The organism is Methanoculleus sp. (assembly GCF_036677455.1).
Classification (GTDB): domain Archaea; phylum Halobacteriota; class Methanomicrobia; order Methanomicrobiales; family Methanoculleaceae; genus Methanoculleus.
Genome location: NZ_JAVBWL010000008.1, coordinates 49,042 through 59,852 on the forward strand (window position 1 = coordinate 49,042; position 10,811 = coordinate 59,852).

11 protein-coding genes are annotated in these 10,811 nt (G+C 60.4%); 4 read left to right on the plus strand and 7 right to left on the minus strand.

Features of this window, described 5'->3' with window-relative positions; translation table 11 throughout:
• Positions 1-6 precede the first annotated feature (6 nt).
• Both V6K60_RS03045 and V6K60_RS03050 read right to left on the minus strand, forming a co-directional pair.
• Entirely contained in the window at positions 7-1,263 is a 1,257-nt protein-coding gene (locus V6K60_RS03045) for a hypothetical protein (protein WP_332449041.1), read from the minus strand.
• A gap of 76 nt (positions 1,264-1,339) precedes the next feature.
• Entirely contained in the window at positions 1,340-3,331 is a 1,992-nt protein-coding gene (locus V6K60_RS03050) for a methyltransferase domain-containing protein (protein WP_332449042.1), read from the minus strand.
• A 347-nt stretch (positions 3,332-3,678) separates the two neighbouring features.
• On the opposite strand from V6K60_RS03050, the gene V6K60_RS03055 reads away from it, so the two are divergent.
• A complete protein-coding gene (locus tag V6K60_RS03055; RefSeq protein ID WP_332449043.1) occupies positions 3,679-3,855 on the plus strand; it encodes a CxxC-x17-CxxC domain-containing protein in 177 nt (58 codons plus the stop codon).
• A gap of 41 nt (positions 3,856-3,896) precedes the next feature.
• Entirely contained in the window at positions 3,897-4,073 is a 177-nt protein-coding gene (locus V6K60_RS03060; protein WP_332449044.1) for a CxxC-x17-CxxC domain-containing protein, read from the plus strand.
• A gap of 147 nt (positions 4,074-4,220) precedes the next feature.
• On the opposite strand, the gene V6K60_RS03065 is transcribed toward V6K60_RS03060, so the two are convergent.
• Positions 4,221-4,988 carry an ABC transporter permease gene (locus V6K60_RS03065; protein WP_332449045.1) on the minus strand — a complete coding sequence of 256 codons (768 nt, stop codon included), beginning with the start codon at positions 4,986-4,988 and terminating at the stop codon, positions 4,221-4,223.
• A gap of 7 nt (positions 4,989-4,995) precedes the next feature.
• On the minus strand, positions 4,996-5,949 hold the full coding sequence (locus tag V6K60_RS03070; RefSeq protein WP_332449046.1) for an ABC transporter ATP-binding protein: 954 nt from the start codon (positions 5,947-5,949) through the stop codon (positions 4,996-4,998).
• Positions 5,950-6,144: 195 nt separating this feature from the next.
• Here V6K60_RS03070 and V6K60_RS03075 point away from each other — a divergent pair, with 195 nt between their 5' ends.
• Positions 6,145-6,591 (plus strand): SET domain-containing protein, encoded by a 447-nt coding sequence (locus tag V6K60_RS03075; protein ID WP_332449047.1) that lies wholly within the window; start codon positions 6,145-6,147, stop codon positions 6,589-6,591.
• A 296-nt stretch (positions 6,592-6,887) separates the two neighbouring features.
• Here V6K60_RS03075 and V6K60_RS03080 read toward each other — a convergent pair whose 3' ends face one another.
• The 3 genes from V6K60_RS03080 to V6K60_RS03090 all read right to left on the minus strand — a co-directional run bounded on the left by V6K60_RS03080 (position 6,888) and on the right by V6K60_RS03090 (position 8,832).
• Positions 6,888-7,397 (minus strand): hypothetical protein, encoded by a 510-nt coding sequence (locus tag V6K60_RS03080; RefSeq protein ID WP_332449048.1) that lies wholly within the window; start codon positions 7,395-7,397, stop codon positions 6,888-6,890.
• Positions 7,398-7,488: 91 nt separating this feature from the next.
• The gene (locus tag V6K60_RS03085) at positions 7,489-7,698 is read right to left on the minus strand and encodes a TOBE domain-containing protein (RefSeq protein WP_332449049.1); all 210 of its coding nucleotides are present in this window, start codon (positions 7,696-7,698) and stop codon (positions 7,489-7,491) included.
• A 150-nt stretch (positions 7,699-7,848) separates the two neighbouring features.
• On the minus strand, positions 7,849-8,832 hold the full coding sequence (locus V6K60_RS03090) for a proline iminopeptidase-family hydrolase (RefSeq protein WP_332449050.1): 984 nt from the start codon (positions 8,830-8,832) through the stop codon (positions 7,849-7,851).
• Positions 8,833-9,198: 366 nt separating this feature from the next.
• Here V6K60_RS03090 and V6K60_RS03095 point away from each other — a divergent pair, with 366 nt between their 5' ends.
• On the plus strand, positions 9,199-10,791 hold the full coding sequence (locus V6K60_RS03095) for a hypothetical protein (protein WP_332449051.1): 1,593 nt from the start codon (positions 9,199-9,201) through the stop codon (positions 10,789-10,791).
• The last annotated feature ends 20 nt before the right edge of the window (positions 10,792-10,811 follow it).

Consider the following 10,811-nt stretch of genomic DNA (forward strand, 5'->3'; position numbering starts at 1 on the left):
GTTGATCTATGCGTCAGGGGATGTTATATACTGATGGTTCTCGGCGGGCTCGCGGCACTCGTACGCTGTGATCCGATCGGCCGGTTCCGTGTGCACCCGGCCTTTGGATTCCAGCGCGGATCCAGGAGGCGTGCCACGGTCCCGGTCAAGGATGGCCGAGATGTCGGGGAGAACGAGGTAAACCGGGAACAACCCGAAGAGGCTGTGGCAGGCCGAGGTATACACTCTCATTCGCCGGAAGTCATCCTGCATCCGCGATAGCTCTGCTATGAGGTCTGTGAGGTGATCGGGGTCCGTGATCTCATCCGGAGTTCTCGGGACCGCGGCGAGCCGTCGCAGGATCCCGTCTTGCAAGGCATGGATCTTGTGGCCCCCTACATGCAGGAAGAGTTCCCGGCTGTACGTCCCCTGCAGGTACCGGACGATGACGACCTGCGAGGCGAATATGGCAAAGAGCGGCAGGAGGCCCCACCCGAGGCCGAGATCGACCGAGGCAAGGAACGTCGAGAGCGTCATCCCCGGGAGGAGCATCGCCGATACGGCGAGGATCCCGCTCACGGCTCCCAGGGCGGCGACGAGGAGGACGACCCGCATCGCCGCCCACCATCCGACCTGGACCTTCTCCTGCAGGTTCGTCCGGATCTCGCCGAGCGAGAGGAAAAAACTCGTCGTGTAGGGCTTGACATGCCAGATGCCGGCATAGAAGAGGATGATCGCAAGGGACTGGAGCGTGATCAGCGCCGCCGCTCCCGGTTCGAGGGATCCTGCAACGCAGACGCTCGCGACCGCAAAGGACACATTGATGCCGAAGACCAGCCCAAATCCGGCAGCAAGGGGTTGACTGTTGATGAAGAAGGTGTCCCAGAAGACCTTCCCGAACGCCCTCGCGTCGTGGGCCACAAGGCAGGAAACCCCTCCGGCTTCCCGGATCGATCGGAGGATCTCGCGGGCGGTCCCCATGCCCCGGAAGGTCGTCTTTCCGTCACCTGTCGGGATCATCAGGATGAAGGGGTTTGCCATATAAAGGACAAAACTCGATACGATCCAGTAGAGCATGAAGTGAGGGAGGACGAGCAGGAAGAAGAGGTTCGCGAGGACCGCAATGAGGATGAAAGGGCCGGTGGCGTGGAGCCGGTCGTCGCGAGCGAGAAGGGACGATTGCCGCCGCTCCTCACGCGCGATCTCATCTTTCACGCCTCTTGCGAGGGCTCCGGCCTCCCGGGCATACCTCATGAAGAGAACGTCGTCTCTCGCCACCGCCATCTGCGGGAAGACAGTGGTCTCTTTGGGATAAATGTATTCGCAAGACCTGTCCCACTCCAGCAAAAGATTGGGTGGGTCAGGCCGTCTGCCGCGTGAGGTCGAGCGGAGAAGGTTCTTTATCGGCCTCTCGCGCAGATCTCTCCTGCTCCAGACCCAACCGCTCCTCCGCAGATTTGAGGATACGGGCAAGCATCTCGGGATAGGTCAGGCTCGCGTGCTTTGCCATCTTTGCGAGGTGGCCATCCCAGCACCAACCGGGGTTCGGGTTGACCTCGAGGAGTTTCGGGTTGCCGTGCTCGTCCAGACGCCAGTCGAACCGGCAGTAGTCGCGGCACTCCAGGCGCTCGAAGAGGGCGAGGCAGCACCGCACGACCAGTCTCTCGGTCTCCTCGGGGAGGTCTGCCGGTCTCGATACGATCTTCCAGTACGGCGAGTCCGGAAGCCACTTCGCCTCGTAGCCGCAGATCCGGGGAAGTTCCGGGGGCAGCGCGGAGTAGTCCTCCTCGGTGATGGGGAGCACCGTGCAGTATCCCGATGGATTCCCGATGATGCCGACGCTGATGTCCTTTCCTGTGAGGAACTCCTCGACAAGGAGCGACTGGTTGTAGCCGAGCGTCATCCGCAGGGAGTTGATGACGTCGGAGAGTTCTTCGATGGTGTGGGCGATGCTCCTTTGCGTGATGCCGTATGAGGAATCCCCCGCGTTTGGCTTGACGATCACCGGGAACCTCATCCCGACGTCGTAGGTGCGGTCGCCGGGAGTGATGAAGCAGGCGTCCGGCACCGGGATCCCCATCTCTTTCGCGACACCGCGCACGAGCGATTTGTCGTAGCAGAACGCAAGCGACTGCGGCCCGGAGCCCGTGTAGGGAATATCGAAGATCTCAAGGAGCACCGGCACATGGAGCTCCTTCCTCGGGTCGTTGTTGAACCCCTCGTCGCAGAGGTTGAAGACGTAGTCCACCTTTCCCTTCAGTTTCAAGAGGTCCTGCACCAGGGTATCGTGCTTGCAGAGGTAGGTGAACCGGTAGCCCGCGAGCTCCCGGAGGGCCGCCTTCATCTGGTCGATGGTGTAGAAGTCGTCGTCATCGAAGGTGCAGGAGGGTTTGAGGGCATCGGGCTTGGCCGGGTCGCCGAGAATCACCGCGACGTGCTTTGCCATCTCCTGCCCTCTTGCCCTCGTTGTCGCCCACTCCTTCTTGATGACCGCGGTGACGATGTGGCGGCATTCCATCATGCCGAGGTCCTGGTTCCGCTGCGACTCCGTGGCGATGTCGTGGAAGGTGATGCCGGAGAAGCCTGCCTGTTCCAGGAGTTCCCGGAGCGCTTTGGGAGTGTAGAGGCGTTCAGCATAGAACTGGTCGGCGACGACGCCCTTATCGACGTCAGTGATCACTTCTCTTGAGATCAGGCGCTGCGCGTCGAGCGAGAGGGATCGCTCCCGGCAGACGAACATCGTCTCGTCGATCCACTCCCATGACCTCGGCTGAAAGTGCTCCTTTAAGTACTCCCCATCGGCCACATCCAGGAGCACCCGCCCCCAGGGCTTGAGGATGCGCCGGAGTTCGGTGAGGACCCGCAGGTCTTCCTCGACGGAATCAAAGTAGCCGAAACTGTTTCCGAGGACGAGGACGACATCGTAGGTGTCGGTGCGATAGGGCAAGCGGCGTGCGTCTCCTTCCCGGAACCGGACCGAGAGCCCCTCTCTCTTCGCGGTCGACCGGGCACGCTGGATCAGGTAATGCGACTGATCGAGACCCTCGGCATTGTAGCCCCTGCGCACGAGTTCGAGGGTGTGCCTGCCCTGACCACAGCAGAGGTCGAGGATCTTCGCATCGGGCCCCAGGTTCAGGACCTGGGCGATCCGGTCGGTCTCATTTCTGGTTATCTGCTGGTCGTCGACGACGTCGCCATCGGTTTTCAGGTAGAGGCGGTTGAAGATGCCCTTCCACCAGTCGGACTTCACATGCTCTTCAAGGTTCGGGACCGGACCGAACGTCCTCCTGTCCCGGTGTTTTCCCTTCGATCTGCTATCAGGGGGTTCGTCGATGTGAATCTCGTCGGTCATGCTGGGCCTCTCATTCTACTCTCCCCCTCGGGGTGAAATCGGTGTTTCACCGGGTTGCAAAAGAGATCGGTTGACGCGTGCCATAGTTGGATGATCATTGGGTCGGATGGTATCGATAAAAGCGTTGTGTCATGGTTCTCCCTGTCCGGATAAACGGCTGCCTGACAGGGTTATTTCTCTTCTCTAAGAGCCCCTCACGCACCGGTCGGTGTAGGACCTGCGTATGGTGCGTGATGGAACCCGGGTGGGCAGATCGAGACCGGTTTTGCTGCCCGGGATCCCCGGAGAAATACCTTTATACCGGCGGGTTGTTGTATATGTGCAGACTATCTGCATGGTTGAAGTATATGGATGAGAGATATCCGAGCAGGGGTCCCCGTTCGTTCCAGGACCGCCCCCGCGAGTTCCACAAGGCAGTCTGTTCCGACTGCGGCAAAGAGTGCGAAGTTCCTTTCAAGCCCACGGAGGGCCGGCCCGTCTACTGCCGCGATTGCCTCCCGAAGTACAGAAAGCCCCGGTACTGAATCGTCTGTGAATACAGTAACCCAGAAGTGAGTGAAATCCAATGGAAGATAGATATCCACGCAGGGGTCCCCGCTCGTTCGATGACCGCCCTCGCGAAATGACAAAGACCGTTTGTTCCGACTGCGGTAAAGAGTGTGAAGTTCCTTTCAAGCCCACGGAGGGCAGACCCGTCTACTGCCGCGACTGCCTCCCGAAGCACAGGAAACCCCGATTCTAACTTTTTTTGCGTGCGCCCGTAGGATGTGCTTCCTCCGGCCGTGCTGCCCGTAGTACCGGTTATACTACCCTGCTTTACAGTCCCGGGCACGCAGTTCCACGGGGCCGGACGCCTCTCCCGGAGCTATATCGTGGATACTTCTGCCGCTTACACGATAAGCCGCCTTTTCATCAACCTGATGGCGAGGACGAAGAAGAACGCAGTCGCCACCATGATCCAGATGAGGTTGAAGAGATTGATCGGCGAGAAGGCCGAGAGCGTGATCGCCCGGTTGATGCTGACGACGTGCGTGAGCGGGAGGACAGCGAGGGCGAAGTACTGGATGGGCTGCGGGAGCAGGTCGAGGGGGAAGAACGTCCCCGAGAAGAGGAACATCGGGGTGATGAAGAGAAACGACGGGTAATTCAGTGCGTCGATACTCGGCGTGATCGCCGTGAAGCACATCGCAATGCCCGCAAAGAGGAGGCCGGCAAGGAACGCGAAGGGGATGAGGAGCAGGGACGACGGCATACTCACGACGCCGAAGAGAAGGAGGACCGGGAGCATCAGCGTCGCATAGATCATCCCTCTGGTGGCGCCCCAGAGCATCTCGCCGGCGATCACTTCATCGGTGCTGACCGGTGTTGCGATGATAGCGTCAAACGTCTTCTGGTAGTACATCCGGACGAACGACGAGTAGGTACACTCAAAGAAGGCTGAATACATCACCGATATCGAGACGAGGGCCGGTGCGATGAAGACTGGGTATGGTATCCCATCGACGGCCTCGATGTATGTCCCGAGGCCGAACCCCAGGGCCAGGAGGTAGAGGACCGGCTCGACAAAGGGCGGGATGAAGTTTACCTGATAGGTCCTGAGGAAAGCATCCAGGTTCCTCCGCCAGACACTCAACACCCTGCCGGTAATGTCGATCATCGTCTCCTCATTCCCGCAGTCTCCGCCCGGTCATCCGCAGAAAGACATCCTCGAGGGTCGCCGGGCGAACCGTCACCGCCGCCTCGTGCCGGCAGGCCTCGAGGAGTCCACGTGCCACGTCGTTGGGACGGTCCGTGAATACCTGGAGCATATCGCCGGCAAGGTCGTAGTTCACCTCAAGCCCGGTCAGGCAGGAGATCGCCTCTTCTGTCCGCTTGACTTCGACGACATTGCTCCCGGCATACTCCCTGATGAGGTCCGCCGGCGCGCCCTCGATGAGGATCCTCCCATGATCCATGATCACCAGCCGGTCGCAGAGGCGTTCTGCTTCGTCAAGGTAGTGGGTGGTGAGGACAAGGGTGTTTCCTGCCGCCTGGAGACTCCGGAGTTTCTCCCAGATCAGGTGCCGCGCCTGTGGGTCGAGCCCGATGGTGGGCTCATCGAGGATGAGCAGTTCCGGTGCATTGATCAGGGCCCGGGCGATGATCAACCGTCGTTTCATCCCGCCTGAGAGTTTGTCGATCAGGACATCCCGTTTCTCCTCGAGTTGCATGAATCCGAGGAGTTCTTCCGCCCGCGGCTCTGCCTCCCGCTTCGGGATGCCGAAGTAGCGGGCGTAAACCAGCAGGTTCCGGTAGGCCGAAAAGTCCGGGTCAAGGTTGGTCTCCTGCGGCACCACGCCGATGCGGTTTTTTATCTCCCGCTGGTGGGTGTCCACATTCATGTCAAAGACCTGCAGGGTGCCGCCGGTCTTCGGGGAGATACACTGGATCATCTTCATGGTCGTCGTCTTGCCCGCTCCGTTCGGGCCGAGAAATCCGAATATCTCTCCCTCTTGAACCTGGAAGGCAATACGGTCAACCGCGATGAGATCCTCGAACCGCTTCTCCAGATCGCGCGCTACGATGACATCGCCGATGATCGTTCCTCCTGATATGTCAGTGGAGTCGTACGAATACAACACTCTTTCGCCTGCCCATCCGCCCGGGGAGAGGATCCTTTTGCTTCTCTCCAGCGAAGGCAGGCGGGCGGCCGACGATCGCTTTCACCGGGAAAATAACCATAATTCTCTCGGGCCTGGCCTGAGTTCCGCATTCTTTTTGCCCGGGCCAGGTCAACTACTGTACTGTCATATGTGTGGAGAAGCGACGATATCATGACCGATGGTGCCGGAGAACTGGATACGGAGCTGCGCGAGGCCATCTTCCCTTCCGATCTCGTTTATCTCTCTTCATCGAGGAACCGCGGCCGGGGAGTGTTCGCTCGCAGGGATCTCATGGCCGGGGAGTTGATCGAGGCCTGCCCGGTGATCGTGCTGGGTGGAGTAGATGAGCAGGAACTCCTCGACCGGACGCGCCTCTTCAATTACTACTTTGCGTGGGGAGAACACCAGGACCTGGCCGCCGTGGCGCTGGGTTACGGGTCGCTTTACAACCACTCCTATCACGCGAATGCCGACCATATCTGCGACGTTCTCCGGGGTGAGATCCGCATCTGCGCTCACCGTGCCATCCAGCAAGACGAGGAGATCACCATCAACTACGGTGGTCGTCCCGACTGCCCCGACCCCGTCTGGTTCGATGTGGTGGAGGAAGAGGGGTAACCTCTCCCCGCGCGTAAATCTCCCCTATCGAGCCTCACCTTCTTCACCCTCGCGAATCGGCGGTGAGGAGAACATTCCAACCCGCCCCGGATCGCTATGGTGTGTACGTCCAAATCTCCAGTGGAAACAAGGGGGTTTATGATAATCTCTATGATCTATAGAGGTATTCCCGATCACCCGTAAGGTCTGCCGACCCTTCACACCGGCCCGCCGGCTTTGCAGGTGGCTCAGAATCGTTCTCCAATTTTGAGAGTTATCCGGCATTCGGGGTCTATTTTGGAGACACTAATGACGTTCTAGCGCCGGATGACCAGTTGTACCCCCTCGGTCCGCACGGTGCCCCCTCCGGTCGCCGTCACCGTGGCGTCCACGGTCGCGGTGGAGACGAGGGGCGGGAGTTCGGGCACCATGACCTCGTAGGTGAGTGGAGGGTAGGGTGGGGAGACCGTGCCGAGGTCATGGTTGTCGTGGAAGACACCCCCAAGCGCCGTAGCGGAGACTTTGACCTCGACGGGTGCGGAAAATCCGTCTTCGGGGTTTACCGTGAGGGTGAACAAGACTGTATCACCGGGTCGGACCGTGGCGGCTGCGGGCGTGACGCTGATTGAGAACGAGCGAGGAGTGAGTTGCACCGGGGCCCCGGTCGTCACCGGCGTTCCCGGCGTTGCGATCGGGGTCGGGAGGGAGGCGGGCTGCGTGGGAGGTGGTGTGCCCGCGTCCATGAGAAGGCCGTAGGCGATGATGATGCCGGTGAGCATGATGCAGATGAGGACTGCGATCAGCAGGGGTGGGTAATCTCGTGTCATGGTGCCGGTTCCCGGTATGTGTGCCGGCAGAACGGTTGCCGGCGTACTTATGTGTTGCCACCCCTGCCGGGGTAAAAAAGGTGAGTGTTTCTCAGTCAACGGCGACCATAACCTCGGTCGATTTGATCACGGCATGGACCTTCCTGCCGACGGTGATCCCGAGGCTCTCCACGGACGTCTTCGTGATGACCGAGACGAGCTCGCCGCCGCCGTCCAGCGCGATGACGACCTCTGCGGTGACTACGCCCATGTTAACAGCCGTTACTTTTCCGGGAAGCTGGTTCCTTGCACTTAACTTCATGATGCACCGCGACGCTGCTCAGTCCGTCCCGGGTATATAGGTTTCGATGCCCGCTCCTTCAGGTTAGCTATCCGGAATGGAGGAGGGCGCCATCGCCTGATCTGTCCTTACCGAGCATGAACAAAAAAAGATGGGTTTGCCTGCTCGGGTTCAGGATGTTGCGTCGACCCGGCGCAGGAACTCCTGCACGACTTGGAGATACGCATCGGTCTCTTCCAGGTGGTGGCTGTGCGAGGCGCCTTCAAAGACCTTGAGCTCCGACCCCGGCACCCGGCTCTGGAAGTAGGCCATGGTCGCGGGCAGCGCTTCGTCATGCTCTCCGCAGGTGAAGAGCACCGGGACCTGAATCTCGGCCAGCCGGTCGGTGACGTTGAATGTTTGAAGCGTTCCCGTGCAGGTGAACTCGCTCGGTCCCCACATCCGGAGGTAGATCGGCATGGCGAGCCGTTCAAGCGACCGGTTCAGGCACTCCGGCCAGGGGTCCAGCCTGCAGACGTGCCGGGCATAGTAGGCCCCCATAGCCTCCTGGTAGTCCGGGGCGTCGAAGTTTCCGGTCGTTTCCGCCTCCCGGACGGCTGCCTGCATCTCGTCGGGGAACGCCGCAAGGTTCGCCCGCTGATCGGCAGCCCACCGGTTCGCGTCCAGCAGCGGCGCGGAGAGGATCAGGCTCTCGACACCGCCGGGTTTTGCGTCCAGCACGTACGAGGTCGCGAGAGCGCCTCCCCAGGATTGTCCGAGGAGGTGGATCCGCTCAAGCCCGAGTGCGTCCCGGACCTCGCCGACCTCCTGAATGTATCGTTCGACCGTCCAGAGGGCGGGATCGTCCGGGTGATCGGAGTTCCCGCACCCGAGCTGGTCGTAGAAGACGATCGGCCTCTCGTCCGCGAGGGCCTCGAGCGGTTCGAGGTAATCGTGCGGCACCCCCGGTCCTCCGTGGAGGACCAGGAGGGGTGTTCCGGGACTGTTCGCACCAGCGACCCGGAACCAGACCCGGCCGCCGGTGACGTTGATGTAGCCCTCGTGGGTGTCGCCGTCGGATGATGTTATGGTGACCCTCGATCTGTCGTCAGTTCCGCCTGTCGTGATGCAGAGTGCGAGCAGCACCGCTGCAACCGTGAGAAAGAGAAGTACCATGAGATATCCCCGCGATCCGTTGCCTGACATGGTCGAGTTTTGAACTGCATGTTCGGAGGAGGGCTTTTCGGCTGCCTCCTCGGTATATCCGGAAAAACCGTTTGTCGGAATGTCAATATGAACGTTCCGAAACCGCATGGGAAGAGTGTACCCCGCAGGGGCCCGGCGAGCTCCCGCGGGTCTCCGGCGCTCTCTCCTTCTCCGGGTTCGTATGATGGGGGCAGGCTGACCCGGCCTTCTGTATGCGATGCAGCAGCCCGGGATTCCTGTTGTGACCACGAAGTTTATGCATATTCCTCTTATCTCGTACTTCTGTCCCCGGTTGAATTCGGTATATTTAATCCCACAGGCGCTCTTCATTCAATTGTGAGCGTGATGGAACCTCTCCGCATCATTGTCCTGCTCTTCTGCCTGATCCTGGCCATACCTGCCGTAAACGCCGCAAATCTCACCATCACGGAGCCTTCGTCGAGCGAGAACACCTTCTCCGAAATGCGTGACTTTTATGTCTATGGTGTCTTTCCGGCACCGCTGGAGCACCCCGGGAACGTCCGTGTCGTCCTCAAAGACAGCAACGGTACTGTTATCCGCACGGTTGTGAGCAGCGTCAATGAGACCGGTGTTACGCCGGAGACCTCGGTGAACATGAGCCTTGTTCCGAACGCGTGGGGAGGGATGTTAGCCCCGGACGTCATCACCGTGCCCGGAGGATTTACGAACGGGAGCAATAAAGTGCTGGTGACCGGCACCTACTACCTCGGCCTGATACAGGGCGGCGTGACCAGGGAGATGGGTAGTTACACCGATATGAGCGGGGGAAGGCTCGAGCCGATCATGCGGGATCTGACTGCCGGAACCTATACACTGGTTGTTGAAGGACTGGACGGAGACCTTGCCGGGGAGAAGGTGGAGGTGGGGGTCGTCTTCGGGACGACCCACGCGTCCCTTGGCGTCTTCCGCCCCGATGAGAACAAGAAGAACGTGATCGGTTGGGCAGAGGGGAGGACGCCGCCGCTCCGTGTCTACACGGACTGGCTCCCGGGATACTTCCGGAAAGGCGATGGCGGGTACGAGATTCCCGATCGGTGGCAGGCAAACAACGCCATCGAAGTGGTAAATGACCTCTCAGGAACAACGATTGATACCGTCGCAACTGCAGAGAACGACTGTCTCATCTACAACGTGGGTGACACCTCTGCGACCCTGCAGGTCGAACTCGCCGCGATCCTCAGGCACGGTCTTGAGGACTCCGACCGCACGACGTTCACGCACTACGATATCGGCGAACCGTCGATGATGTGGACGGACAGAGCAACCGATGCAAATAAATCGGTAACGGGGAGGTTGGTGACGTACCCCGCCGATATCCGGCTCGTCTACACCCGTGCGGAGATCACGAACGAGCCGGTGCGGGAGAACTACTTCAATACGGTGGTGGTCGATGGCAGAAAGATCGTCGATACGACGCCGATGCAGGTGACGGTCGTGCAGGGGGAGAACCTGACGTTCTACGGGGTGGCGCGGCCGATTGCAACGACGCTGGTGAGTGCCGGGAACGCCTACCGCTACATCCCCGACGATCAGATTGTTACGTACGTCTACGAGAACGAGACGCTGGGACGGTTCACATTTACCGGTTGCCTGGAGCGCGAGTTTGAGGGCAGGTACATTGGGAGTGCCAACTACGAGTTCGGGCATGTGTTTACGGAGACCGCGGCGATGCCGCCGGGGGCATGGCTGCTCGCGGTGAGCGCTTACAACACGACCGGTGCCCTCGTGGAGAAGACGAATACGACGATCGAGCTGGAGGTGAGGACAGCGTCGTCTCCGGCGACGCTCTCCACGGTCGTTGCGGTGGCGGCTCCCGTATCGACGCCTGCGCCGAGGGAGGCGACCGGGTTTGGGGCGGTCCTGGCGGTGGCGGTGCTTCTGGTGGTGGTTGTGCTTCGCCGTGGGTGACCGCCGACCTCTCTTTTTAT

Bases quoted from the DNA above. Each gene is read 5' to 3' on its own strand.
- V6K60_RS03075 (WP_332449047.1), top strand. From the start codon at position 6,145: ATGACCGATGGTGCCGGAGAACTGGATACGGAGCTGCGCGAGGCCATC.
- V6K60_RS03045 (WP_332449041.1), bottom strand. From the start codon at position 1,263: ATGGCGGTGGCGAGAGACGACGTTCTCTTCATGAGGTATGCCCGGGAG.
- V6K60_RS03080 (WP_332449048.1), bottom strand. From the start codon at position 7,397: ATGACACGAGATTACCCACCCCTGCTGATCGCAGTCCTCATCTGCATC.
- V6K60_RS03065 (WP_332449045.1), bottom strand. From the start codon at position 4,988: ATGATCGACATTACCGGCAGGGTGTTGAGTGTCTGGCGGAGGAACCTG.
- V6K60_RS03090 (WP_332449050.1), bottom strand. From the start codon at position 8,832: ATGGTACTTCTCTTTCTCACGGTTGCAGCGGTGCTGCTCGCACTCTGC.
- V6K60_RS03050 (WP_332449042.1), bottom strand. From the start codon at position 3,331: ATGACCGACGAGATTCACATCGACGAACCCCCTGATAGCAGATCGAAG.
- V6K60_RS03060 (WP_332449044.1), top strand. From the start codon at position 3,897: ATGGAAGATAGATATCCACGCAGGGGTCCCCGCTCGTTCGATGACCGC.
- V6K60_RS03055 (WP_332449043.1), top strand. From the start codon at position 3,679: ATGGATGAGAGATATCCGAGCAGGGGTCCCCGTTCGTTCCAGGACCGC.
- V6K60_RS03085 (WP_332449049.1), bottom strand. From the start codon at position 7,698: ATGAAGTTAAGTGCAAGGAACCAGCTTCCCGGAAAAGTAACGGCTGTT.